Origin of the sequence: Streptomyces sp. NPDC048483, from assembly GCF_040651455.1 — a bacterium.
In the GTDB taxonomy this organism is placed as follows: domain Bacteria; phylum Actinomycetota; class Actinomycetes; order Streptomycetales; family Streptomycetaceae; genus Streptomyces.
In genome coordinates, this window is the sequence record NZ_JBEZJZ010000019.1 from 88,142 (window position 1) to 113,507 (window position 25,366).

The window sequence follows — 25,366 nt, forward strand, 5'->3', positions numbered from 1 at the left end:
GGAGGAGTGCCCGCCATGCCCCTGCTGGAGCCCAAGCCCGAGGCCCTGCGGCCCACCGCCACCACGGGTCCCGCCCCCGACCGGGTGACCGACCGGCGCGCGTCCGGCACCCCCGAGCCGCTGCGCGGCGACCTGACCGCGCTGCTCGGCCCGGACAAGGTGCTCCACACGCTCTCCGACCTGGTCCGCTACGCCTCGGACGCCAGCCCGTACCGCTTCGTTCCGCAGGTGGTGGTGCTGGCCGAGGACGTCGACGACATCTCCACGGTCTTCTCGTACGCGCACGGCAAGGGCCGCAATGTCGTCTTCCGTGCCGCCGGGACCTCGCTCAACGGCCAGGCGCAGGGCGAGGACATCCTGGTGGACGTACGCCGCCACTGGACCGGCATCGGGGTGCTGGACGACGGCGCCCGCGCCCGGATCCGGCCGGGCACGACGGTCCTGCGGGCCAACGCCGGCCTCGCCCGGTACGGCCGGCTGCTCGGCCCCGATCCGGCCAGCGCGATCGCCTGCACGCTGGGCGGGGTGGTCGCCAACAACTCCTCGGGGATGACGGCCGGGACGACCCGTAACTCCTACCGGACGCTGGCCTCGCTCACCCTCGTCCTGCCGTCGGGCACCATCGTGGACACCGCGGACCCGGCTGCCGACGAGGAGCTGGCGCACGCCGAGCCCGCGCTGTGCGCCGGGCTGCTGGCGCTGAAGGCGGAGATCGAGGCGGACCGGGAACTGGTGGCCAGGATCCGCGCCAAATACGAGATCAAGAACACCAACGGCTACCGCCTGGACGCCTTCCTCGACGGCGCCACGCCGGTGGAGATCCTGCGCGGACTCATGGTCGGCTCCGAGGGCACCCTCGGCTTCATCGCCGAGACCGTCTTCGACACCCTGCCACTGGACCGGTACACCACCAGCGCGTTGCTGTTCTTCCCCACGCTCCGCGCCGCGGCCGCGGCCGTACCGGCCTTCAACGAAGCGGGCGCGCGGGCCGTGGAACTGATGGACGGCAATACGCTGCGGGCCTCGGTACGGGTGCCCGGTGTGCCGGCCGACTGGGCACAGCTGCCGAAGGAGACCACGGCGCTCCTGGTGGAGTTCCGGGCCCCCGACGAGCCCGCGCAGGCGGCGTACGAAGAGGCCGCCGCGCGGGTACGGGAGGGTCTGGAGCTGGTCGCGCCGGTGGCGTCCGTCACCAACACCTTCACCCGGGACGCGGGCACCATCGGCGGCTACTGGAAGGCCCGTAAGGCATTTGTGACGGCGGTGGGCGGCTCCCGGCCGGCCGGGACGACGCTGATCACCGAGGACTTCGCGGTGCCACCGTCCCGGCTCGCGGACGCCTGCGCCGCGCTCCTGGAACTCCAGACCCGGCACGGCTTCGACGCGGCGGTCGCCGGGCACGCCGCGCACGGCAATCTCCACTTCCTGCTCGCCTTCGACGCGGCGAAGCCCGGGGATGTGGAGCGCTATGCCTCCTTCATGGACGAGTTCTGCCGGCTGGCCGTCCAGCGGTTCGACGGCTCGCTGAAGGCGGAGCATGCGACCGGCCGGAACATCGCGCCGTTCCTGGAACTCGAATGGGGGCCGCGGGCAACGGAGTTGATGTGGCGGATCAAGGAGGTCGTCGATCCGCACGGCATTCTCGCACCGCGGGTGCTGCTCGACCGCGATCCGAAGGGCCATCTGCGCGGGCTGAAGACCATCCCGGAGGTGGAGGCGGTCGCCGACCCCTGCATCGAATGCGGCTTCTGCGAACCGACCTGCCCCAGTGAGGACTTGACCACCACGCCCCGCCAACGCATCGTGCTGCGCCGGGAGATGATGCGCCAGCCACCCGGATCACCGGTCACCGAGGAGCTGCTGGCCTCGTACGGCTATGACGCGGTGGACACCTGCGCCGGCGACTCGACCTGCAAACTGGCCTGCCCGGTGGGCATCGACACCGGCGCGATGATGCGCGACTTCCGGCACCGACGGCACTCGCCGCGCGAGGAGTGGGCGGCCGCGCAGCTGGCCCGGCGGTTCAAGGCCGTGGAGCGGTCCGCGCGCCTGGCGGTCGCGGCCGCGGACCGGATCGGCGACCGGCTGCTGACAGCGGTGACCGGCGCCGCCCGCAGGGCCGTACGCCCCGACCTGGTCCCCGAGTGGCTGCCGCAGATCCCCGGCGCCGCGGCCCGCACCCTGCCCGTCACCCCGAAGGCGGGGGCGGCCGCCGTCTACTACCCCGCCTGTGTGAACCGCATCTTCGGCGAACCGGCCGGCTACCGCGGCCCCTCGCTCCCCCAGGCTGTGGTGGCGGTCTCGCGGCGGGCGGGCCGCCCGGTGTGGATCCCGCCGGATGTGACCGGTACGTGCTGCGCCACCATCTGGCACTCCAAGGGGTACGAGGACGGCAACCGGGTCATGGCCAACCGCATCGTGGAGGCGGCCTGGGGCTGGACGGCCGGCGGGCGGCTGCCGCTGGTCGTGGACGCGTCCTCCTGCACACTCGGCCTGGCCCATGAGGTGGTGCCGTATCTGACCCCGGACAACCGGGCGCTGCACGCCGAGCTGACCGTCGTCGACTCCGTCGTCTGGGCCGCGGAGGAACTGCTGCCGCACCTGGAGATCCGGCGCACGGTCGACTCCGCGGTGCTCCATCCCACCTGCTCCATGCAGCACTTGGGGGACGAGAGCCGGCTACGGGAGGTGGCCGAGGCGTGTGCGCGGGAGGTGGTGGTGCCGGACGACGTGGGCTGCTGCGCGTTCGCCGGCGACCGGGGGATGCTGCACCGGGAGCTGACGGAGTCGGCGACGGAGAAGGAAGCGGCCGAGGTCACGGCGCGGCATTTCGATGCGCATCTGTCGGCGAACCGGATGTGCGAGGTGGGGATGGATCATGCGACCGGCGGGCGGGGGTACCACTCGGTGCTGATGGCGCTGGAGCGGGCCACCCGGCCGGTATGACGCCGGCGTGGGCGGCCCGCCCGTGCGGAGGGCCGCCGTCGGTTCAGCTCTTGGCGCCGATGTGCAGCGCGACGGCGCTCTTGGCGGGGACGGTCAGCTTCGCCTTTCCGTCGTCGCCGACGCTGACGGTGTTGCCGTCGCAGCTGTCCGGCGCGGCCTTGGCGACATTGCAGTAGGTGCCGGCGGGCAGCGAGGTGGCGAAGGTCTGGCTGAGTTCGCCGTCGCCGTTGTTGAGGGCGACAAACCCCTTGCCGCCCCGCCCGAAGGCGATGCCGCTGCCGCCGTTGTCCCACCAGTCGGTCAGCTCGGCCGAGCCCACCGCGTTGCGGAAGCCGACCATGCCGGTGATCTCCCGCTTGGCGTGCTCGTTGGTCCAGCCGTCCGCGCCGCTGGGCGGGCCCGCGTCCTTGTCGGACCACTCGTAGCCGGAGTAGACGTTCGGGGAACCGTAGGGCGAGGCGAGCATGAAGACGTTGGCGAGGGTGTAGGACGCGCCGTCCTTGTAGGTGAGCGTCGACCCGTTGCGTTCGGTGTCCCAGTTGTCGACGAAGGTACGGGCCCTGTCGCCGCCGAGCTTGCCGTCGGCGACGGTCTTGAGCTGGGCGATATTGCCGCCCTGGAAGGCGCTCTTGAGGTGGTCGCCGTAGCGGAATTCGTCGACGTCGCCGATGCCGGTGTACTCGTCGGGCTGGACCGCCTCGCCGGCGCCGTGGATGACCTCCTGCACCCAGTAACCGGGGTCGCTCATCTTGCCCTTGATGGCGGCGAGGTCGGTGGCGGAGAGGTGTTTGGCGCCGTCCACCCGGAAGCCGTCGACGCCCAGCGACCGCAGATCGTCGAGGTACTTGGCGATGGTGGTGCGGACCGCGTCACTGCCGGTGTCGAGGTCGGCCAGGCCCACCAGTTCGCAGTTCTGGACGTCGTCCCGGTTGGTGTAGTCGGAGATGTTCTTGCGGCAGCCGTGGAAGTCCTGGTCCTGGTAGTAGCCGGGGTAGCCGTACTTGGTGTACTGCGTGCCGCCGGTGCCGGTACCGGATCCGGCCGACATGTGGTTGATGACGGCATCCGCAATAACTTTCACGCCCGCGTCATGACAGGTTTTCACCATCGCGGCAAAGGCATCCCGGTCGCCCAGCCGTCCGGCGATCTTGTAGCTGACGGGCTGGTAGGAGGTCCACCACTGGCCGCCCTGGATGTGCTCGGAGGCGGGTGAGACCTCGACATAGCCGTAACCGGCCGGGCCCAGCTGGTCGGTGCAGGCCTGGGCGACATCGGCGAACTTCCGCTCGAACAGGGTGGCCGTGACGGTCTTTTCACCAGGCGGGGTGGCCTGCGAGGGCCAGGGCGCGAGGGTGGCCAGGCCGGCCGCGGCCAGCACGCCGGCCAGCGCCCCGCCCAGCACACGGGAACGATGCTGCATCTTGCGGCTCCTTCGTCGTCGGGCACGGCAGGGCACACCGCACCCTCGAGAGCAGCCACGCGCCAGGCCGCCATGGGGGGATTCGGATCCCGCTGGGATTCCGTAACGGAGCCTGCCGTTTCATTCGTGGACACGTCAAGGTTCAAGCACCAGAAAATGCAAGACCTTTCAGCGTCTTGCGAAAGATGGTGCGTACGGGCTTGTGCACGGCGCTGCGCACGGCGCTTGCCGCACCGCGGTGAAAGAGTCCAAGCGCGCCGCCCCAAGAGTCCAACTTGCCCTCTTGTGCCTCAGGTGGCTCAACCGCCAAGGTCCTGACCGAGGTTCCCGTATGCCCCGCACCCCATCCGCTCCCTGGAGGACCGATGAACGAGGCACCACAGCAGAACCACGACGACCACGGCCGGGGCCACGACGCCGGGCAGGGCCACGACCTCGGCCACGAACGCGACGAGGCGGGCCCGAGCCGGCGTTCGGTCCTGTGGACCGCTGGTGCGGCGGGTGCCGGGCTCGGGCTCGGCGGGCTGACGGCGGGCAGCGCCGCGGCGGCTGCGCCGGGCGCCGCCGGCACCGCAACGGCCCCCGGCGCGACCCCTGAGGCCAAGGGCAAGACCATGATCGGGGTGCCGTTCGAGCGGCGCAGCACCGTACGCGTGGCCATCATCGGCCTCGGCAACCGCGGCGGCAGCATGATCGACCTCTTTCTCGCGGTGCCGGGCGTCCGCGTCGTCGCGCTGTGCGATCCCGTCAAGGAGAAGACCGCCCAGGCCGCCAAGAAGGTCACCGATGCCGGCCAGCCCGCGCCCGCCGTTTACGCCAACGGCGACCACGATTTCGAAAACCTCTGCAAGCGCGGCGACATCGATTTCGTCTATGCGGCCACCCCCTGGGACTGGCACTTCGAGATGGCGAAGACCGCGATGCTCAACGGCAAGCACGTCGGCGTCGAATGCCCGCTCTCACTGCGCCTGGACCAGCTGTGGGAGCTGGTGGATCTTTCCGAAAAAACCCGCAGACACTGCATGCAGCTGGAGAACTGCTGTTACGGCAAGAACGAGATGCGGGTGCTGCGGATGGCCCATGCGGGCCTGTTCGGCGACCTGCTGCACGGCGCGGGCGCCTACAACCACGATCTGCGGGGCCTGATGTTCGACCCCAAGTACTACGAGGGGCCATGGCGCCGGCTCTGGCACACCCGGCTGCGCGGCGATCTCTACCCCAACCACGGCTTCGGCCCGGTCGGCAACTACATGGACGTCAACCGCGGCGACCGTGCCGTACGCATCTCCAGCTTCGGCACTCCGGCACTCGGCCTGGCCGCGTACCGCAAGGAGCACATGCCGCCCAACGACCCGAGCTGGAAGGAGTCGTACATCGAGAGCGACCGGACGATCAGCCTCGTCCAGACCGCCAAGGGCCGGGTGATCCGGCTGGAGCACGATGTCTCCACCCCGCACCCGTACAGCCGGATCAACAGCCTCGGCGGCACCAAGGGCGTGTTCGAGGACTACCCCGAGCGGATCTATATCGAGCCCGACCAGAGCAATGACGAATGGGGCGACTTCGCGAAGTACGCGGAGTGGGACCACTGGCTCTGGAAGGAGCACGCCAACCCTCCCGGTGGCCATGGCGGCATGGACTACATGCTGGTCTTCCGGCTGATGCAGTGCATGCGGCTGGGCCTCGTACCGGACTTCGACGTCTATGACGGGGCGACCTGGACGGCGCCGGTGCCGCTGAGCGACCTCTCGATCAAGGCGAAGGGCGCGCCGCAGGAGATTCCCGACTTCACGCGGGGGCTGTGGAAGAAGTCACGGCCGGGGATGGACTCGCAGAAGCCGGAGGAATGAGGGCAGTGACGCGCGGGGGCCCGGCGGACGGTGCTGTCCGCCGGGCCCCGGGCATCACTTCTCGCAGGTGGTGACGGCCGTACCGGCCGGCTCGGCCGCCTGTTCCGCCGGACCTTCCACGGGCGGCTCACCGTTCAGGACCCGCTTCGCCGTCACCCGGTCCAGCGCGCCTTCCCAGCGGGAGACCGCGAACACCGCGACGCAGTTGCCGAGCAGATTGGTCGCCACCCGCATCGAGTCCATGATCCGGTCGACGCCGAGCAGCAGGGCGACCGCGGCGGCCGGGATGACACCGAGCGCGGAGGCGGTCGCGGACAGCGCAAGGAACGCCGAACCGGGCACGCCCAATCCTCCCCGGCCCGGCCGCCCCACTGGGCACCCTTCGCCCCGTTACCTGGCATCTGGGTGCTTGGGCCGGGGAGTGCGTGGGGCCGGGAGATGCGTTCAGGCCGAGAGATGCGCCTTGTCCCCCATCACCACAACGGGGTGCCGCTTCGGATCGAGGGCGCGCAGCAGTGCCGTCATCCCGGCCCGGGGGACGCTGACGCAGCCGGAGGTCCCGCTGCCGTGGTCCAGGTGCAGCCAGATCCCGCCACCCTTGGCCTGGCCCTGGGGCCGCGTCGGGTCCAGCGGGGAGGTGCCCTTGACGCGGTTGTAGTTGATGGCGACGACATGGTCGAAGTCATGCCGGGTGTTCTTGTCCCAGTAGGGCGGCGGGGTGAATTCCTCCGAGTGCGTATACGGCAGACGGGCACCCGGATCCGCCAGGACGCCGCCCGCATCGGTCAGCGCGAACACTCCGATGGGGCTGCGCTTGTCGTCCTCATGGTGATTCAGCGTCCAGCCGTTGCGGCCGTTGTGCCCGGCCCAAGTCGCCTTGCGGTCCCAGCCCTTGGCGCCCTTTTCGTAGAGCACGACGGTGGCTTCGGCGGAGTCCATGCCCTTGCCGTAGACCGCCACGACCTGCCGGGAATCGGCCGGGATGCGTGAGCGCAGGGCGCTGCCGACCTCGGGGATGTGCTTGAGGTGCGTGGTGGCCGACGCGCCGCGCGCCGGGCCGCCGGGGCGCTCCCCCTTCCCCGCGCCGTCCCCCTTGGCGTCCCCGCCGCCCGCGCCGCCCGCGCCGCCCCCGCAGCCCGCCAGAAGCATCAAACCCGCCGCGGCCACCGCCGCCCGCATCGCACCGCCCGTAATTCGCATGGACACATCGTCGCACCGCAAGGCCGACGAACCCTCAGCACCCGCCCGGTGCGTACGCGTCCCACACGATTGGCCCGATATCCGCGTCGGCGCCGGAAAACCGTTTGAAATCGCCGTGCCCTGCGCGCCAACCTTCCCTTCTCCCGCTCCGGGCTCCTCCCCCTACGCGTTCCCGCCCGCCGCGCCGCTTCCTGCCGGCGCCGGCCCCCGCCCACGACACGCCTTGGACATCATGCACATTCGCGACCTTCCCCACTCCGATCCCGGCGTCCCGGACGTCCGCACAGGCGGCAGATTTCTCCTCTGGCTCTACCGGCAGCAGCTCGGCGGGCAGACCAAGGCCCTCTTGTGGGGGCTGGTGCACACCGGCGCGGTGGCCTCGTTCCCGCTGCCGGTGGGCATCGCCGTGCAGGCCGTGGTGGACCGCGACGGCGGCCAACTGGTCCTGTCCGGCGGCCTCATGGTGTTACTGGGGGTACTGGTCTCCCTCGGCGATGTGATGCTGCACCGCTCCGCGGTCACCAACTGGATCACCTCCGTCGCCCGGGTGCAGCAACTGCTCGCCCGCAAGACCACCGAGCTCGGCGCGGCCATGACCCGACGGGTGGCGGCCGGCGAGATCGTCGCCGTCAGCACCGGCGACCTGGAGAAGATCGGCTGGCTGGTCGAGGCCGTCTCCCGGTTCGGCGCGGCGGCCCTGACGTCGGTCGGGGTCTGTGTGGCCCTGGTGGTCTATCAGCCCGCCCTCGGCATCGTGGTGGCCCTCGGCGTACCGGTGCTGGCGCTGGCCGTACTGCCGCTGCTGCCGGCCGCCACCAGGCGCGCCGACGCCCAACGGGAAATGGCCGGCAAGGCCACCGAACTGGCCTCCGACACCGTCGCCGGACTGCGCGTACTGCGCGGCATCGGCGGCGAGGACCTCTTTCTCGGCCGCTATCGCAGCGCCTCCCAGGAGGTCCGCAGGGCCGCCGTCCGCAGCGCCCGGATGTGGTCCCTGATCTCGGCCGTACAGGTCGTGCTGCCGGGACTGCTGCTGATCGCGGTGGTCTGGTACGGCGTCCGGCTCGTCCTCGACGGCCGGATCGCCATCGGCGAGCTCGTCACCGTCTACAGCGCGGTCGCCTTCCTGCTCTACCCCCTCCGCCACTTCGAGGAGATCGCGATGGCGTACTCCTTCTCCAGGCCGTCGGCGAAACGCGCCGCGCGCGTGCTGGCCCTGACCCGGCCGGCAGCAGGGAGGACCACCGCCCACGGAACGCCCGACGGCGATCTGCACGACCCGGTCAGCGGCCTGACCGTCACGGCCGGCCGGCTGACCGCAGTGGTCTGCGGCGACCCGGATGCCGCGGGACGGCTGGCCGAACGTCTCGGCGGGCACCCCCCGGAACCGGACGAGGACGCCGAATCCCTGCCGTCCGTCCTCCTTGGCGGCACCCCGCTGGACGACCTCTCGCGCGACGCCGCCCGCAGCGCCGTCCTCGTCCAGGACAAGGACCCCGTCCTGCTCTCCGGCACCCTCGGCGAACTCCTCGACGTACCGGCCTCCGGGCTCGTGGGGACGGCGGAGGCGCTGGCCGCGGCGCAGTGCGGCGACGTGCTGACCGCGCTGGCACAGGCGTCCGTCGACGACTCCGGCGACCCGATGCGCACCCGGATCACCGAACGCGGCCGGTCCCTGTCCGGCGGCCAGCGCCAGCGCCTGGCCCTGGCCAGATCGCTGGTCACCGACCCCGCGGTCCTGGTGCTGGACGAGCCGACCAGCGCCGTCGACTCGCACACCGAGGCCCGTATCGCCGCCGGCCTCCGGGAGATCCGGACCGGCCGTACCACGGTGGTCCTCACCTCCAGCCCCCTCCTGCTGGACCGCGCCGACGACGTGGTCTTCCTCCCCTCGGGCACGGTCGCCGCCCGGTCCACCCACCGCGAACTGCTGCGGACCGATCCCGCCTACCGCGCCGTCGTGACCCGCGAAACCGACGACGGCCCGGCCCACCCGGCACCCGCCACACCTGAACAGCCCCCCGCACAGCGCGACCGCCTGGACCAGATCGAGGAGACCGCATGATCGGCCTGGCGCCACCGGAGCACGATCCGGACGCACCGCAGACCACCACCACCCTGCCCGTCGGCTCCCCCGCGACCGTACGCGGCTACGTCGCCGGCCTGATCCGCCGCCACCGGCGGGCCTTCACCCTCCTGGTCGGCGTGAACGCCGCGGCGGTCATCGCCTCGATGGTCGGCCCCTATCTGCTCGGCGGTCTGGTCGAGGACCTCTCCGCCGGCCACCGGCATGTCCAACTGGCCCGCACCATCGCACTGTTCGCCCTTGCCCTGGCCGCGCAGACCCTGTTCGTCCGGATGGTACGGCTGCGCGGGGCGATGCTCGGCGAGCAGATGCTGGCCGATCTGCGCGAGGACTTTCTCGTACGGTCCGTGGCGCTGCCGCCGGGTGTCCTGGAGCGGGCCGGCACCGGCGATCTGCTCTCCCGTATCACCACGGACATCGACCGGCTGGCCGAGGCGATGCGCGAGGCCGTACCGCAGCTGTCCATCGGCGTGGTGTGGATCGCGCTGCTGCTCGGCGGGCTCACCGTGACGGCCCCGCCGCTCGCGCTGTCCGTCCTCATCGCGCTGCCCCTTCTCATCGTCGGCTGCCGCTGGTATTTCCGACGCGCGCCGCGCGCCTATCGTTCCGAGGCCGCCGGTTATGCCGCCGTCTCCGCCGCGCTCACCGAGAGCGTGGACGCGGGCCGCACCATCGAGGCGCACCGGCTGGGCCCCCGCCGTATCGCCCAGTCGGAGCGCCGCATCCGCGAGTGGACACAGTGGGAGCGCTACACCCTCTACCTGCGGTCGGTGCTCTTCCCCGTCGTCAATGTGACGCATGTGCTGCTGCTCGGCTCGGTGCTGCTGCTCGGCGGGGCGTTCGTCATGGCCGGATACCTGACGCCAGGTCAGCTGACGACGGGTGCGCTGCTGGCGCAGATGATGAGCGAACCGATCGGCATGGTCCTGCGCTGGTACGACGAGCTGCAGGTGGCCCAGGTGTCCATTGCGCGGCTGGTGGGCGTACGGGAGATCGAGCCGGAGGCCGCGGACGAGAAAGTGGCACCCGACGGCCGGGACGTCCGCGCCGACGAGGTGCGCTTCGGCTACCGCGCGGGCGTCGACGTCCTGCACGAGGTCTCGCTGCGGGTCCGCCCCGGCAGCAGGCTGGCCCTGGTCGGCCCGTCCGGCGCCGGCAAGTCGACGCTGGGACGGCTGCTGGCCGGCATCTACGGGCCGCGTACGGGCACCGTCACCCTGGGCGGCGCCGAGCTGTCCGAGATGCCCGCCGAACGCGTCCGCGCCCATGTGGCGCTGGTCAACCAGGAGCATCATGTCTTCGTGGGCTCGCTCCGCGACAATCTGCTGCTTGCGCGCACGGATGCGGCCGATGCCGAACTCTGGGCGGCGCTGGGCGCGGTGGACGCCGAGGACTGGGCGGCCGCGCTGGACGAGGGGCTGGACACCGCGGTCGGCTCGGGCGGCCATGCGCTCACCCCGGCACAGGCCCAGCAGATCGCGCTGGCCCGGCTGGTGCTCGCCGACCCGCACACGCTGGTGCTGGACGAGGCGACGTCGCTGCTGGATCCGCGGGCGGCCCGCCACCTGGAACGCTCACTGGGCAAGGTGCTGGACGGCCGTACGGTGGTGGCCATCGCACACCGGCTGCACACCGCACATGACGCGGATGTGATCGCCGTCGTCGAGGAGGGCCGGATCAGCGAGCTGGGCAGCCACCATGAACTGGTCGCCGCGGACGGTGCGTATGCGGCGCTGTGGCGGTCCTGGCACGGGTGACGGAGGGACCTGGACAGACGAGCGCGCCGCGGCCGGTGGGCCGCGGCGCGCTTCCGTCGGATACGACGGACGGCGGATCGACGGACGGCGGATCGACCGATCGACGGATCGACCGATCGACGGATCGACGGATCGACGGATCGACAACAGCCGCTCAGATATAACCGAGCGCGCCCAGGCCACCGATGCCGCCCAGCACCATGAACACCGGCATCAGCACCTTGAGCTCCACCCAGCTGCCCGCCTTGAAGCGCATGCCCTTGGGCGGCCCGAGGGGATACCAGCGCTTGCGGCCTATCGGGATGGGCCACAGAACGGGGCATCCGGAGACCGTCAGCGCGTCACCGATGTCGTGGACCAGCGCACCGAGCACGATGGGCAGGCCCAACCAGAGGTATTCCTGGCCCGGTTCGGTGAACAGCCAGTGCGCGCCGTTGCCCGGCTGGTCGAGAATGCCGGCCAGGATCCACGCCGAGGCCGCGCCCAGCAGCCACACCAGCACATCGCTGGAGACCCGCGCCGCCCGCCACAGCAGGCCTTCGATGGCCAGGACCATATGGACGAAGAGGATGGCGAGGACCGCCCACCGGCCGCCCTTCATCGCCAGCAGCGACATCCCGCCGCCGACCAGTACGGCCCACACCCATGTGTGGGTGAGTGTGCGGTGCCCGCCGTTGCGGTTCGAGTCGCCGCGCATCTTGGTGGCCTTGTAGACCGCGTGCGAGAGGGTGTCGACCACCTCGCACAGGATCCGCGAAAGCGGGCCGAAGGCGCGGGAGATGGTGGCGGACTTGTGGTCGAGGTCGGGGGCGAGCGCCGCGCCGGCGCAGATCAGAGCCCCGCAGACCAGCACCGGCCAGGGCATCGGATGCCCGGCGGCATCGGCCGCCGCGCCCACCCCCAGCCAGGCCGCCGCCCCGGACAGCGAGTGCGCCGGTCCCATCATGGTCGTTCCCCCACCTCTTGTTGTGTCGGCTGGTGTGCCGGCTGTTGTGTCGGCTCCGGCGCCGCTGCCGCCGTCCCGGCCCGCTTCCGCCGCCGCGCTTCTGACGCCTGGCCGGCCCGGCCGCCCTGCTCGGCCGGCCGGTTCGGCGACTCAGCGTAGCGTCAGATGATCTCCGCAGGTCGTGCGGGTACGGCCTCACACACCCAGCACTTCATCGAGCCAGTCGAAGACCCGCTGGTCGAACCGCGAGCGGTTGCCGCTCTCGCAGTGCCCGGCCGATCCCTCGTCAGCCGTGAAGCGGACCAGGGTCTTGGGGCACCGCAGCGCGTCGTACAGCTCCTGGGCCTGCGCCGACGTCGGGTCGTTCTCGGCGGCCGCGACGAGGGTGGGGCAGGTGATGGAGGCCACCACATCCGCGAGCCGGTAGCGGCTCATCTCCAGCACGTACTCGCCGAGCGAGCTCAGACCGTGCACCCACAGCCCCCGCTGGACCAGCTTCCACTTCAGCATCGGATCGTCCGCGATCCCCCCGAGGTAGGGATCCAGCTCCGCCGGATCCACCTCGGGCAGCCGCTCCCTGAGCTCCTCCGGCAGCGGCAACTGGCTGCTGAAGGACGCGGGGTCCCACTGCCCCGGGTCGGCGATCAGCGCCGCGACCCGCGGCTCGCCGCTGACCCCGCGCGGCGCCAGACAGCCGCCGAAGCTCCAGCCCATGACGGCGATGCGCCCGGCGTCGATCTCCGGCAGCGTCAGGGCGTGATCGATGACGGGACGCAGCACCGTCTCCCAGTCCGGGCGCAGCGTCCGCCCGTCCTTGACCAGGGATCTGCCCTGGCCGGGGCCGTCGACCAGCAGGCAGGCGTAGTCGCGACGCAGCGCGGGCACGGCGTGTGACCAGTACATCTCGTGGATGTTGGAGTCATAGCCGTTGACGCCGACGAGCGTCGGGCGGCGGGTGCCCCCGTCCTCCGGGGCACACAGGTATCCGGGCAGGCTGCCGCCCTCGAAAGGGATCTCCACGGGCCGCATCGGATGCGCCGCAAGCTCTGCGAAGCGGTCGAAGCAGCGGCTCTCGTGGTCGAATGCCTCGGCCAGCCGGGGGTCGACCGGCGCACCGAACAGCGGCTGGTAGGAAGCGCGGTAATAGGTGCTCGCCCGCAGATACGCCTCGCGGGCGCTCACCCGGTGCCCCCGCTCATCGCTCTCCCGCGCCCAGGACTCCACCGTGGCGGCGGTGGCCGACCACTCCCGGTGCCACCCGGCGAAATCCCCCGGGACGATCCGCCCCACGGTCTTCTCGCACTCGCCGTACTCCGAACCCCCGCGGGTGCTCAAGGCCAGCGCCCGCTCGGTGAACGACTGGAACAGCGGATCGCTGCAGAGACGATGCACGGGCGTGACTCCTCGGCAGGCACGGCAAGGGACGCCTCACCCTTACCCGCGGCACGACCCTCCGGCCGCACACCGATGCCGTATCCCTCCGAACGGTCCATCGCCGCCGCCCACTGTGCGGCCGCGGTACCGGCCGCTTCCCCCACCTCGACCGTGCGCCTCTCAGCCGGCATCGGTGATCACCACGGCGAACAGCAGGACCGGCCGTCCGGCGAGCCAGGGGCCCGCCCTGGCCCTTCCTGGCATTGCCGCACACCGCCACGGCCTCGCCGCGGCCACGACCGGCATCGTCCCAGCTCAGGCGTCGCACAGCTGCTGTCGCCACCGGTCCGGAGGCCCCCGCGACGGCCACATGATCTTCATATGTACGGCCGGTTCCCTGATCCGGGCCGAGGACAGGCAGTATGGGGGCGTGACCCTCATCGATCATTTGCCGAACGACGCCGACCCCGATGCCCTCTTTGAAGCCTTTTCGGGCTGGGCCGAGCAGCAGGGCATCACGCTCTACCCTGCCCAGGAGGAGGCGCTGATCGAGGTGGTCTCGGGTGCCAACGTCATCCTGTCCACCCCCACCGGCTCCGGGAAGAGCCTGGTGGCGGCCGGGGCACACTTCACCGCTCTCGCCAATGACCAGGTCACCTTCTATACCGCGCCCATCAAGGCCCTGGTGTCGGAGAAGTTCTTCGATCTGTGCAAGCTGTTCGGCACCGAGAACGTCGGGATGCTGACCGGCGACGCGTCGGTCAATTCCGATGCGCCGGTCATCTGCTGCACCGCCGAGGTGCTCGCCTCCATCGCGCTGCGCGACGGCAAGCACGCCGACATCGGCCAGGTCGTGATGGACGAGTTCCACTTCTATGCCGAGGCGGACCGCGGCTGGGCCTGGCAGATTCCGCTGCTGGAGCTGCCGCAGGCACAGTTCATCCTGATGTCGGCGACGCTGGGCGACATGTCGCGCTTCGAGGAGGACCTGACCCGCCGCACCGGCAAGCCGACATCGCTGGTGCGCTCCGCGACCCGGCCCGTGCCGCTGTCGTACGAGTACCGCACCACACCCATGACGGAGACGCTCACCGAGCTGCTGGAGACCCACCAGTCCCCCGTCTACATCGTGCACTTCACGCAGGCCGCCGCCGTGGAGCGGGCACAGGCACTGATGAGCATCAATATGTGCACACGTGCCGAGAAGGACGCGATCGCCAAGCTCATCGGGAACTTCCGGTTCACCACCAAGTTCGGGCGGAATCTGTCGCGCTACGTCCGGCACGGCATCGGCGTGCACCACGCCGGCATGCTGCCGAAGTACCGCCGGCTCGTGGAGAAGCTGGCCCAGGCGGGGCTGCTGAAGGTCATCTGCGGGACGGACACGCTGGGTGTCGGGGTCAATGTGCCCATTCGTACGGTGCTGTTCACCGCGCTGACGAAGTACGACGGGACCCGGGTGCGGACGCTGCGGGCCCGGGAGTTCCATCAGATCGCGGGCCGCGCGGGCCGGGCCGGGTTCGATACCGCGGGCTTTGTGGTCGCGCAGGCGCCCGAGCATGTGGTGGAGAACGAGAAGGCCCTCGCGAAGGCGGGCGACGACCCGAAGAAGCGGCGCAAGGTCGTCCGCAAGAAGGCGCCGGAGGGCTTCGTCAACTGGGGCGAGAACACCTTCGAGAAGCTCATCGCCTCCGACCCCGAGCCGCTGACCAGTCGTTTCCGGGTCACGCACGCGATGCTGCTGTCGGTGATCGCCCGGCCGGGCAATGCCTTCGCTGCGATGCGTCAGCTGCTGGAGGACAATCACGAGCCGCGCCGGAACCAGCTGCGGCACATCCGTCGTGCCCTCGCCATCTACCGGTCGCTGGTGGACGGCGGGATCGTGGAGCGGCTGGCGGAGCCGGATGCGGAGGGCCGGATCGTCCGGCTGACCGTCGATCTTCAGCAGGACTTCGCGCTCAATCAGCCGCTGTCCACCTTCGCGCTGGCCGCGTTCGATCTGCTCGACCCCGAGTCGCCGTCGTACGCGCTGGACATGGTCTCGGTCGTGGAGTCCACGCTGGACGATCCGCGGCAGATCCTGGCCGCGCAGCAGAACAAGGCCCGGGGCGAGGCGGTCGCCCAGATGAAGGCCGACGGCGTCGAGTACGAGGACCGCATGGAGCGGCTCATGGACGTCGAGTACCCCAAGCCGCTGGACGAGCTGCTCTCGCACGCCTACGGCCTGTACCGCACGAGTCATCCGTGGGTCGGCGACCATCCGCTGTCGCCGAAGTCGGTCATCCGCGATATGTACGAACGCGCCATGACCTTCACGGAGTTCACGTCGTTCTACGAGCTGGCGCGTACCGAGGGGATCGTGCTGCGCTACCTGGCGAGCGCGTTCAAGGCGCTGGATCACACCGTGCCGGACGATCTGAAGTCCGAGGATTTCCAGGACATCATCGCCTGGCTGGGCGAGATGGTGCGGCAGGTGGACTCCAGTCTGCTGGACGAGTGGGAGCAGCTGGCCAATCCGGAGGAGGAGACGGCGGACCAGGCGCAGGAGCGCGCCGATCAGGTCCGGCCGGTCACCGCCAATGCCCGTGCGTTCCGGGTGCTGGTGCGCAATGCGATGTTCCGGCGGGTGGAGCTGGCGGCGCTGGACAAGGTCGAGGAGCTCGGCGAGATGGACGCCGACTCCGGCTGGGACGTGGATGCCTGGGGCGACGCAATGGACGCCTACTGGGACGAGTACGACGAGCTGGGCACGGGTCCGGACGCGCGCGGCCCGAAACTCCTGCAGATCGAGGAGGATGCCGCGCACGGGCTGTGGAAGGTGCGGCAGACTTTCGCCGACCCGAACGGTGATCACGACTGGGGCATCTCCGCGGAGGTGGATCTGGCCGCCTCCGACGAGGAGGGGCGTGCGGTGGTGCGCGTCACCGATGTGGGTCAGCTGTGAACGGACGGCTTCGCCCGAGGCCGTCGAGGGACGCGACGGAGGGCCACCGGTCATGACCAATCCCGCCGAGAAGCTGGTGGATCTGCTCGATCTCGAGCAGATCGAGGTGAACATCTTCCGGGGCCGAAGTCCACAGGAAAGCCTCCAGCGGGTCTTCGGCGGGCAGGTCGCGGGCCAGGCCCTGGTGGCGGCCGGGCGGACCACGGAAGGTGACCGCCCGGTCCACTCGCTGCATGCGTACTTTCTGCGGCCGGGCCGGCCCGGGGTGCCGATCGTGTACCAGGTCGAGCGGGTCCGCGACGGGCGGTCCTTCACCACCCGCCGGGTCGTCGCCGTCCAGCAGGGACGCACGATCTTCAATCTGACCGCCTCCTTTCACAAGCCGGAACCCGGCTTCGATCATCAATTGCCGATGCGCCGGGCGGTGCCCGACCCGGAGGAGCTGCCCACCGTCACGGACGAGGTCCGCGAGCACCTGGGCGGTCTGCCCGAGGCTCTGGAGCGGATGGCGCGCAGGCAGCCTTTCGACATCAGGTATGTCGACCGGCTGCGCTGGACGCCGGAGGAGATCGGGGATGCGGAGCCGCGCAGCGCGGTGTGGATGCGCGCGGTGGGGCCGTTGGGTGACGATCCGCTGGTGCACACCTGCGCGCTGACCTACGCCAGCGACATGACGCTGCTGGACGCCGTCCGCATCCCGATCGAGCCGCTGTGGGGGCCTCGGGGCTTCGACATGGCCTCGCTCGACCATGCGATGTGGTTCCACCGTCCGTTCCGTGCGGACGAGTGGTTTCTCTATGACCAGGAGTCGCCGATCGCCACCGGCGGCCGGGGCCTGGCCCGCGGACGGATTTACGACCGGGAGGGCAGGCTGCTGGTCTCGGTCGTGCAGGAGGGGCTCTTTCGGGCACTGTAGGGAAGTGTCCGGCCGTCCCAGGAGGGACTGTTCAGGAAGTTCGGCGGCTGATTCTGCCGCGCCGCGGACTGCCGTGGCACCAGGCCCCGAAGCCGCCCCGGGTCTTCCTTGCGGGCGGCTTCGAGAGCCCGGGAGAGATTGACGCGGTACCACATCACCTCGTCGAACTCCTCCGCCGTCAGGACCCGTTCGAAGGACTCCCGGGCGGCGAGGGTCGCCGTGATCACGGAGGCGAAGACGGGCCTGAGCCGGCGCAGCAGGGACCGCTCCCTCGGGTCCTCGACGACCGAGGCCATTTCCTCCGGCGGCAGTACGGCCGCGAGCACCGCCGCCGACTCCCAGGGATCGTCCGTCTGCCCCATGAGCTGCGCCACCCGCCGGGCGCGCCACTGCCGTGGCCGCCAGTCCTGCCCGCCGTCAAGCATCACCCGCATCGCGGCAGGGGTGTCGCCCTGCAGCAATTCCGGTTCCCGGTCGGCGAATTCGGCGATCTCGGCGGCGAGGTAGAGCCAGACCACCGCGCCGTAACGGTTCACATAGAACCTGACCGGGCCGAAGCAGCCGGCGCGGGTCAGGCGCTGGAAGCGGCCGGGTCCGATGCGCATCAGCTCGGCCGCTTCGTTCGTGCCGACGGTGCGGATGCGCTCGCGGAGCGCTTCCGGGAAGCCGGGCTCGGCCTGGAGCCGGGCGATCTCCTCCGCCGGGACCCGGCGCCGCCCGAGCGGTCCGGCGGCGGTCCCCGGCCGGTCCTGCGTCCCGGCCGGGACCGTCCGTACTTCTCCGAGCTGGGTGGCGAGGTCGAACTCGCCGCTCCTCAGCTCCAGTTCCTGGGCGGCTCGCCCCGCGGCGAATGTCTGCTGCCCATCGCACATCACTGTCATGTCGCTTCCCCCGCAACACAGTCGATTCCATCGTTGACGTCGATCACGACGGTCACGCCGATGACGGCGACCACGCAATCGCGTCGATTACTGACAGTCACGACTGTATCGGGAGGCTGTGACAGCGCGTCAACCCTCGCCTCAGACCTGTGGATAACTTTCCGGCTGGCGTACCGCGACGCCCAGATGCTCGCCCACGCGATTGACCAGCAGCGTCATTTCGTAGGCGATCTGCCCCATGTCCGCGTCCGCTCCGGCCAGCACGCACAGGCAGCTGCCGTCTCCCGCCGCCGTCACGAAGAGCATCCCCTCATCGAACTCGACCATCGTCTGGCGCACTTGCCCGGCCCGGAAATGCAGCCCGGAGCCTTTCGCGAGGCTGTGCAGCCCGGAGGCGACCGCCGCGAGATGTTCGGCATCCGCTTTTTCCAGTGCCTCGCTCGCTCCGGTCACCAGCCCGTCGTTGGAGAGCACCATCGCGTGCCGTACTTTCTCCACCCGCTTGGTCAGGTCGTCCAGCAGCCAGTCGAGTCCGCTGCTCAGTGCCATGCCGCTTCCTCCCCGTATCCCCGTCCGCTTCCTTGAACGGACGGCAGTGCGCAGTCAGTGCACGACTGCCGTGCCAGCCTGTCCCACCTACGGCGTCTGGGCAAGCGGGTCTACCGCCCGGCGTGCCACTGCGCGCGGTATCGCGCCGGGGCGGGAGGATGTCCGGCATGGCACAGAAGATGACCAAGGACGAGTGGCGGGCATTCCTTTCCGAGGGCACCCGCACCGGCAAGCTGTCGACGGTACGGGCCGACGGCAGCCCGCACATCGCGCCGGTGTGGTTCCTCATGGACGGCGATGACCTGATGTTCAACACCGGGAAGGAGACGGTCAAGGGCCGCAATATCGCCCGCGACAACAGAGTTGCGCTGTGCGTGGACGACGAGCGGCCGCCGTTCTCCTTCGTGGTGGTGCAGGGGTCGGCGGCGATCAGTGAGGATCTCGCCGATGTGCGGCACTGGGCGGCCCGGATCGCGGCCCGTTACATGGGCGAGGACCGTGCCGAGGAGTTCGGCGCCCGTAACGGCGTGCCGGGCGAACTGGTGGTGCGGGTACGGATCGACAAGGCCGTCGCCGTCGCAGACCTGGCGGACTGAACGGCGCGACCGGCCGGCGGTGCCCGCTCAGCCCACCGGGTTCAGCTGCCGGACGGTGTGCCGCCGCCCGGCGTGTTCGACCAGCCGGATCAGCACTTCCTTCCCCGAGTCGCGGTCCCGCGCATCGCAGAGCACCACCGGGGTGCCGCGGTCCAGGTCGAGGGCGTGGGCCACCTCGTCCGCACCGTAGGACCGCGCCTGCGCAAAGCAGTTGACGGCCACCAGGAACGGAATCGCGCGGCGCTCGAAGTAGTCCACCGCCGGGAAGCAGTCCGCCAGGCGCCGGGTGTCGGCCAGCACCACGGCGCCGAGCGCACCGTCCGACAGGTCGTCCCACAGGAACCAGAAACGGCCCTGGCCCGGGGTGCCGAAGAGGTAGAGGGACAGGCCCTGCCGGATGGTGATGCGGCCGAAGTCCATGGCCACCGTGGTGCTGCTCTTGCCGCCCACGCCCCCGGTGTCGTCCACCGCTTCGCCGGCTGCGCTGAGCCGTTCCTCGGTGCGCAGCGGACGGATCTCGCTGACCGATCCCACCAGGGTTGTCTTGCCCACTCCGAAGCCGCCCGCGACTAAGATCTTCAGGCCCATTTCGGAGTCGGGGCCCGGGGTGACGCCCTCCTGGGCCCCTCGTGCAGCGTTCATCGGACGTCTCCTCCTGGATGCGGCTCAGGCACGTCATGGGGTGTTCGGATGCAGGGCTCGGTGAAGGGAGCCCCCGGCGGCAGACTGCCGTCCGGAAATCCATGGCGAGGACCGTACCGCCGACTGATCGCGATTACCTGCCATTTCAACAAAACCGCGAGCGATGCGTTCTGAGGGTTGCGTACGGGCCGTTGCGCGGCTGAGGGTGGTGGGCTGACCGATGCGTTCCCATGGGCGGACGCAGGGGCGGACGCAGGGGCGGTTCTGGTCCCGGAACGTCCGGTGCCCGCGTCCGGTTCCCCGCCGTGGGGGATCATGAGCGCATGACGCAGCAGCAGGAGCGGGAGCACAGCGGTACGGGCACCGGCGCGAACGCCTCGGCACGGAGCGTCGAGCGCAACGGCATCAACCCGGTGCCGGAGTCCGAACGGCACGGCACGCCCCGGTCCCTGTTCTGGCCGTGGGCCGCATCCGGGCTGTCCCTGCTGTGCATCGCGTACGGCATCTATCTGATGGGCCTCGGGCTCAGCCCGTGGCAGGCGATCGCCACCGGAGTCATCGGCTATGTGCTGTCGTTCGTCCTGGTCGGCCTGATCTCCATAGCCGGCGCGCGCACGGGCGCGCCCACCATGGCCATCGGCCGGGCCTCCTTCGGGCTGCGCGGCAACAAGCTGCCCACGCTGTTCAGTTATGTCTCCAACGTCGGCTGGGAGACGGTGCTGGTCGCCCTCTCCTCTCTGGGCGGGGCCGCCATCCTGGCGCGCATCTCGCCCGGTGCCTTCGCGCGGGCAGACGGGACGACGCCGACCACGGCGGCACAGGCGCTGTGCTTTGGCGTGACGGCGGTTTCGGTGGTGGTCGTCGGGATCTTCGGGCATGCGCTGATCATGAAGGTGCAGAAGTATCTGACCGCGGCGATCACCGTGATGACCGTCGTGTACATGGCGCTGATGGCCGACCGCATCGATCCCTCCGCGCTGGGCGCCGGCAGGCCGGGCGATCTCGGTACGTTCATCGGGGGCATCGTGTTCGCGATGACGCTGCTGGGGCTGGGCTGGGTCAACTGCGGCGCGGACTACAGCCGTTATCTGCCACGGACGAGCAGCGGCCGGGCCATCACCGGCTGGACGACGCTGGGCGGGGTGCTGGCCCCTGTGGTGCTGCTGGCCTTCGGGGTGCTGCTGAATGCCGGTGACCCCCGTCTCGCCGAGGCCGCGGCCGCCGACCCGGTGGGCGCCCTCGCCGCCGAGCTGCCCACCTGGTTCCTGGTGCCGTATCTGCTCACCGCCATCGGGGGCTTCGCATCCGGGGCGATCATGGACATCTACAGCTCGGGTATGTCGATGCTGGCCCTGGGTATCCCCGTCCGGCGGCACCTCGCGGTCCTGGTCGACGGCGTGCTGATGGCCATCGGCGGCTGGTACGTCCTGTTCGTCTCGCCCAGTTTCTTCGCCACGTTCCAGGCATTCCTGTCCGTCATCGGGGTGGCGATGGCCGCCTGGACGGCGGTCTTCCTGGTGGAGCAGTGGCGCCGCCGGCGAACGGGCTTCGATCTGACGGCCGTACGGCCCCTGGGCCGGCCCGCGGTGCTCTCCCTCGTCGTCGCCACCGCCGTCGGGCTGGGCCTGATCACCTCCGCCGACCCCAACATCGCCAAGGCCGTGGGCTTTCTGCTCAGCGACCGCGCCGCGCACGGCACGCTGGGTGCCATGAACCTCGGCGTCGTGGTGGCTCTGATCGTCGCGGCCGCCCTGTATGCCGCGACCGCCTCCCTGGCCGACCGTTCCGCCCCCGAAGGAGACCGATGACCGACCACCACGCCGACCAGCCGCACGATGTCCGCGCCTTCTTCGGGCCTCGGGCCGCCGACTGGGACACCAAGTTCCCCGGCGATGGACCCGCCTTCGCCGAGGGTGTCGCCGCACTCGGCCTCCAGGAGGGCGACCGGGTCCTGGACGCCGGCTGCGGAACGGGGCGCGCCCTGCCCGTGCTCCGGGCAGCCGTGGGGCCGCGGGGGACGGTAGTGGCCATGGATCTCACCCCGGAGATGCTGCGGGAGGCCGTACGGGCCGGGCGCGACCGCTACGCGGCGCTGCTGCTCGCCGATGTCACCCGGCTGCCGCTGCCGGACGCGTCGCTGGACGCCGTGTTCGCCGCCGGGCTCATCTCGCACCTTGCCCACTCGGCGGACGGCCTCGCCGAACTGGCCAGGACCGTCCGCCCCGGTGGCCGCCTGGCCCTCTTCCACCCCATCGGCCGGGCGGCCCTCGCCGCCCGCAAGGGCTGCCCGATCACCCCCGACGACCTGAGGGCCGAGCCGAATCTGCGGCCCCTCCTGGCGGGCAGCGGCTGGGACCTCGTCCGGTACGTGGACGAGGACGCCCGCTATCTGGCGCTGGCGGTCCGCCAAGGGTGATACGCCGGGCCGCCTACTGGGGCGCCGTCTCGTCCCCGTGCGGAACGGGACAGCCACCCGCCCGGGGCGGGGCGGGAAACGTGCCGAGGTCAGCGACGCGGAACCCGTCGGGGTAGCCCTTGATCTCGGGGTTCTGGCGGGCGTAATGCGGGCTCCGGCGGGGCGGGAGCAGCCGTACGGCCCTGGCGCGGAGCTTCAGGGCGCCGCGGACCGCCTTCTGGACGGCGGGGCGGGGACGGTCGTAACGGAAGGCATCCAGCAGGGTGTCGTCCAGGAGGGCCATGCTCGCGCCGCGTACCACCGGGGCGAGCGGGCCGTACCAGCCCGCCATCAGGTCCAAGGTGGCGTCCGAGACGCGCCGGGCGCCCTCGTCCCAGCCGAAGTGCGCCTCCTCGTAGGCATCCAGGCAGTGGGCGAAGTCCTGGAAGGTCTCGGGGAGGTCGCTGATGCCCATATGGCGGCCGAGGGTGCGGTAGTAGGCCGCTATGGCGCGCGTCTCGTGCTCGCTCAGCCGGCGCCAGCCGTACTGGTCGAGCCAGCGTTCGGGCATCACCACGAAGGTGCACAGGACGTACCGCATGTCGTCGTTGCTGATGTCGTAGCTGCGGTGCATCTGGTTCATCCGGCGGATCGCCGTGCGGCCGTCCGTGCCGTCGAAGCCGTGCTCGAGGACGGCGTCCAGGAGGAGGGCGGTGTCGTCGTAGCGCTTTTGCGTACGGTCCGTCAGTTCGGCGGTCTCGGCGAGCAGTCGGCCGATGCTGGGCACGGCGTAGGTGCGGCGGAGGCGGCAGCCTGAGTGTCGTCCGAGGCGCTCGCCTTCGGGGTCAACGAGCCGGCCCTGCCGGGCGGTGATCGCGCTGGCGCGGGAGCGTCAGCAGCCGCCGCTGGTGGTCGCCCGGGAACTGCTCGGCCTGCCGGTGGTGCCGTAACGGTCGGTCACCGTGGGGTCGGGCACGGCCAGCGCCCTCTTGACGGACATGCCGGTGCGCTCGGCGAGGGCCAGCCGCTCCCGGACCTCGCGCGGGGTGCGCGGGCGGTAGCCGGGTCCCGTACCGCAGCAGCCGCCGTGGAAGGTCAGCCCGGCGCGCAGCACCGCCTCCAGCGCCTGCCAGCGCGCGGTGTCGCGCTTCTTGGGGACCGCCAGGTGTGCGCCGGCGTTGATCAGGTCGGCGCGGCACTGCGGGCAGCGGCCCGGTCCCCGGGAGGTGGCCGTCTTCTTGTATGCGACCCGACAGTCCAGGCAAACGAAATGCATCCGGCTGCTGTAGAAACACATGAGCGCAGCGTACGGCGGGTGACAAGGCCGGACCCAGCCAATTAAGGTGCGCCGATGTATTCCGGATGCAGATGTTCCGGAGGGATCGGATGGGGAGGCCCCGCGTGCCCACGACCGAGAGCGCCGACGGCGACAGTGATCAGCTGTTCGTACTGACGGCGGTGCTGTTGACTCCTGCGCAGTTTCCGAGCGTGCTGGGCGACGACTATCCCGAGGTGTGTGCCGACCTCGGGCTCGAACCGTATGCCGAGGGCTACGGGCTGGTCCTCGGGCAGGACGGCAACGGTGCGCGCTGGACGGTGGCAACGGAGGACGTGTCGCTGGTGGCCTGCGCGATCGCGGCCTGGGACTGCGGTATGGACTACGACCTCTCGCCCGGCGAGAACAGCATCGTCGGGGCACTGCCCGGCTGGCCGGTCGCCCTCGCCGTCTCGGCGCCCGAGGTGCCCGAGCCGCACGATCCGGAGCCGCAGGACGGGGATCCGGCCCCGCTCGCCCCGCCGGACGCCGAGGGCTGGGGCCCCGCCCAACGACGGCTCGGCGCGGACGAGATCGCACTGCAGTGGGCGGCGTGGCGCGAGCAGGTGGACGACGAGGAGGCCTTCGCCGAGCCCGGTGAGAGCGGCGGCGAGGGGGCGCACCAGGGTGTGCGGCGGGTACTGGAGGAGGCGCGCGGGTATCTGACCCAGCCGCCGCCGCCCGGCCGGGTGCGGTCGTCGTTCGCGGCGGGCGAGGCGCGCACGCTGCGGGTGGACGGGCCGGGCTGGAGCATGGTGGCCCGCACCGACGACATCGCGTTCGTGCTGCTGGACGAGGAGCCCGGCGAGGTGCATCCGGTGGGCCGGGGGCCCGAACTCCCGGGGCTGCTGGCGTCGTTGGACGAGCTGGCGGTGCGGCCTTCCTGAGGCCGGTGGGCCGGGGGCCCGGGGCGGTGGCCGGCACCGGCCCGGGGTCTCGCCGCCGGCCGCGCCCCGCCCCGCCCCCTCAGTGCCCGATTTCCTTGCGGGTGACGCGGCGCAGCCTGCGCCGCTGTGAGCGGTCGAGCGTCAGATATGCGACGGCCGGAACCCCGATCATGACCAAGAGAGCCGCCCAGAAGGGCAGCAGCCACAGCAGGATCACTCCCACCGCGATGCCGCCGACCGCGACCTTCGCCTGTGTGGACATCCTTCACGCCCCTTCCGCGGCCCTCGCCGCGCTCGATGTACTCCATTGAACGCCGTTTTCGCTTCACAGGTTCCCCCAACGGCTGATCGGTCCTGTACTCTCGGGCGCTCAGCAGCCAGTAGTCAAACTTGAGGAGCTCTCGGCCCCGTGGCATTCCTCCCCGCGGTCCCACCCGCTCACCTCGCTGCGCTCGCCCGCTGCGCAGCGGTTTTCCTGCCGTCGGACCCGCCCCGCGCCGGCCGGGTGGCGTTCTGGCGCCGCGACGGCGAGCCCCTTCCGCTCGCCGATGCCGACGGGCGGCCGATGACGGACGAGCTCCCCGTCGCCCTGCCGGACGAGCACGGCGGGGTCTTCGTGTCCGCCGTCCCGGCGGTGATCCTGCCGGTGGCCGCCGCGGTCC

The 25,366-nt window shown here is 70.9% G+C and carries 21 protein-coding genes and 1 pseudogene; 11 read left to right on the top strand and 11 right to left on the bottom strand.

Translation table 11 applies throughout. The features are described from left to right. The first annotated feature begins 15 nt into the window (after positions 1–15). Positions 16–2,946 carry an FAD-binding and (Fe-S)-binding domain-containing protein gene (locus AB0D04_RS13190; RefSeq protein WP_362702439.1) on the top strand — a complete coding sequence of 977 codons (2,931 nt, stop codon included), beginning with the start codon at positions 16–18 and terminating at the stop codon, positions 2,944–2,946. Between the two features lie 43 nt (positions 2,947–2,989). Here AB0D04_RS13190 and AB0D04_RS13195 read toward each other — a convergent pair whose 3' ends face one another. After that, positions 2,990–4,366, bottom strand: coding sequence for an alpha-amylase family protein (locus tag AB0D04_RS13195; RefSeq protein WP_362702441.1), 1,377 nt, complete (start codon positions 4,364–4,366; stop codon positions 2,990–2,992). A gap of 365 nt (positions 4,367–4,731) precedes the next feature. On the opposite strand from AB0D04_RS13195, the gene AB0D04_RS13200 reads away from it, so the two are divergent. Beyond that, positions 4,732–6,216: a Gfo/Idh/MocA family oxidoreductase gene (locus AB0D04_RS13200; protein WP_362702443.1), complete on the top strand. Its 1,485-nt coding sequence runs from the start codon at positions 4,732–4,734 to the stop codon at positions 6,214–6,216. A 54-nt stretch (positions 6,217–6,270) separates the two neighbouring features. Here AB0D04_RS13200 and AB0D04_RS13205 read toward each other — a convergent pair. Both AB0D04_RS13205 and AB0D04_RS13210 read right to left on the bottom strand, forming a co-directional pair. After that, positions 6,271–6,561, bottom strand: a pseudogene (locus AB0D04_RS13205) (cation:dicarboxylase symporter family transporter); the annotation flags it as partial. A 99-nt stretch (positions 6,562–6,660) separates the two neighbouring features. Next, positions 6,661–7,416 carry a L,D-transpeptidase family protein gene (locus tag AB0D04_RS13210; RefSeq protein ID WP_362702445.1) on the bottom strand — a complete coding sequence of 252 codons (756 nt, stop codon included), beginning with the start codon at positions 7,414–7,416 and terminating at the stop codon, positions 6,661–6,663. A 232-nt stretch (positions 7,417–7,648) separates the two neighbouring features. Between AB0D04_RS13210 and AB0D04_RS13215 the strand changes: the two genes are divergently transcribed. Then, positions 7,649–9,481, top strand: coding sequence for an ABC transporter ATP-binding protein (locus AB0D04_RS13215; protein ID WP_362702446.1), 1,833 nt, complete (start codon positions 7,649–7,651; stop codon positions 9,479–9,481). Further along, positions 9,478–11,259 carry an ABC transporter ATP-binding protein gene (locus tag AB0D04_RS13220; RefSeq protein WP_362702448.1) on the top strand — a complete coding sequence of 594 codons (1,782 nt, stop codon included), beginning with the start codon at positions 9,478–9,480 and terminating at the stop codon, positions 11,257–11,259. Before AB0D04_RS13215 ends, AB0D04_RS13220 begins: the two co-directional genes overlap by 4 nt. Before the next feature lie 154 nt (positions 11,260–11,413). Here the strand turns inward: AB0D04_RS13220 and AB0D04_RS13225 are convergent, their stop codons facing one another. Continuing rightward, on the bottom strand, positions 11,414–12,205 hold the full coding sequence (locus AB0D04_RS13225; RefSeq protein ID WP_362702449.1) for a metal-dependent hydrolase: 792 nt from the start codon (positions 12,203–12,205) through the stop codon (positions 11,414–11,416). A gap of 195 nt (positions 12,206–12,400) precedes the next feature. Then, complete coding sequence (locus AB0D04_RS13230) at positions 12,401–13,597, bottom strand: alpha/beta hydrolase (RefSeq protein ID WP_362702450.1); 1,197 nt, start codon at positions 13,595–13,597, stop codon at positions 12,401–12,403. A gap of 412 nt (positions 13,598–14,009) precedes the next feature. Between AB0D04_RS13230 and AB0D04_RS13235 the strand changes: the two genes are divergently transcribed. After that, positions 14,010–16,523: a DUF3516 domain-containing protein gene (locus AB0D04_RS13235; RefSeq protein WP_362702452.1), complete on the top strand. Its 2,514-nt coding sequence runs from the start codon at positions 14,010–14,012 to the stop codon at positions 16,521–16,523. A 52-nt stretch (positions 16,524–16,575) separates the two neighbouring features. Next, on the top strand, positions 16,576–17,439 hold the full coding sequence (locus tag AB0D04_RS13240) for an acyl-CoA thioesterase II (protein WP_362702453.1): 864 nt from the start codon (positions 16,576–16,578) through the stop codon (positions 17,437–17,439). On the opposite strand, the gene AB0D04_RS13245 is transcribed toward AB0D04_RS13240, so the two are convergent. Continuing rightward, on the bottom strand, positions 17,376–18,320 hold the full coding sequence (locus AB0D04_RS13245) for a DUF6397 family protein (protein ID WP_362702455.1): 945 nt from the start codon (positions 18,318–18,320) through the stop codon (positions 17,376–17,378). The genes AB0D04_RS13240 and AB0D04_RS13245 overlap by 64 nt on opposite strands. 141 nt (positions 18,321–18,461) lie before the next feature. Beyond that, on the bottom strand, positions 18,462–18,869 hold the full coding sequence (locus tag AB0D04_RS13250; RefSeq protein ID WP_362702457.1) for a roadblock/LC7 domain-containing protein: 408 nt from the start codon (positions 18,867–18,869) through the stop codon (positions 18,462–18,464). Between the two features lie 167 nt (positions 18,870–19,036). Between AB0D04_RS13250 and AB0D04_RS13255 the strand changes: the two genes are divergently transcribed. After that, a complete protein-coding gene (locus AB0D04_RS13255) occupies positions 19,037–19,465 on the top strand; it encodes a PPOX class F420-dependent oxidoreductase (protein WP_362702458.1) in 429 nt (142 codons plus the stop codon). Positions 19,466–19,492: 27 nt separating this feature from the next. Here the strand turns inward: AB0D04_RS13255 and AB0D04_RS13260 are convergent, their stop codons facing one another. Continuing rightward, a complete protein-coding gene (locus tag AB0D04_RS13260) occupies positions 19,493–20,107 on the bottom strand; it encodes an ATP/GTP-binding protein (RefSeq protein WP_362702459.1) in 615 nt (204 codons plus the stop codon). Between the two features lie 323 nt (positions 20,108–20,430). Here AB0D04_RS13260 and AB0D04_RS13265 point away from each other — a divergent pair, with 323 nt between their 5' ends. Further along, positions 20,431–21,915: a cytosine permease gene (locus AB0D04_RS13265; protein ID WP_362702461.1), complete on the top strand. Its 1,485-nt coding sequence runs from the start codon at positions 20,431–20,433 to the stop codon at positions 21,913–21,915. Further along, complete coding sequence (locus AB0D04_RS13270) at positions 21,912–22,523, top strand: class I SAM-dependent methyltransferase (protein ID WP_362702463.1); 612 nt, start codon at positions 21,912–21,914, stop codon at positions 22,521–22,523. The genes AB0D04_RS13265 and AB0D04_RS13270 overlap by 4 nt, the downstream gene beginning before the upstream one ends. A 13-nt stretch (positions 22,524–22,536) precedes the next feature. On the opposite strand, the gene AB0D04_RS13275 is transcribed toward AB0D04_RS13270, so the two are convergent. Both AB0D04_RS13275 and AB0D04_RS13280 read right to left on the bottom strand, forming a co-directional pair. Further along, entirely contained in the window at positions 22,537–23,376 is an 840-nt protein-coding gene (locus AB0D04_RS13275) for an oxygenase MpaB family protein (RefSeq protein WP_362702484.1), read from the bottom strand. Positions 23,377–23,394: 18 nt separating this feature from the next. Next, entirely contained in the window at positions 23,395–23,799 is a 405-nt protein-coding gene (locus tag AB0D04_RS13280) for a hypothetical protein (RefSeq protein ID WP_362702465.1), read from the bottom strand. A 104-nt stretch (positions 23,800–23,903) separates the two neighbouring features. Here AB0D04_RS13280 and AB0D04_RS13285 point away from each other — a divergent pair, with 104 nt between their 5' ends. Continuing rightward, positions 23,904–24,704, top strand: coding sequence for a hypothetical protein (locus AB0D04_RS13285; protein ID WP_362702466.1), 801 nt, complete (start codon positions 23,904–23,906; stop codon positions 24,702–24,704). Between the two features lie 79 nt (positions 24,705–24,783). Here the strand turns inward: AB0D04_RS13285 and AB0D04_RS13290 are convergent, their stop codons facing one another. After that, positions 24,784–24,966 (bottom strand): hypothetical protein, encoded by a 183-nt coding sequence (locus AB0D04_RS13290; protein WP_362702468.1) that lies wholly within the window; start codon positions 24,964–24,966, stop codon positions 24,784–24,786. Between the two features lie 147 nt (positions 24,967–25,113). On the opposite strand from AB0D04_RS13290, the gene AB0D04_RS13295 reads away from it, so the two are divergent. Further along, a partial coding sequence (locus AB0D04_RS13295; RefSeq protein ID WP_362702470.1) for a hypothetical protein occupies positions 25,114–25,366 on the top strand: 253 nt, incomplete at its 3' end.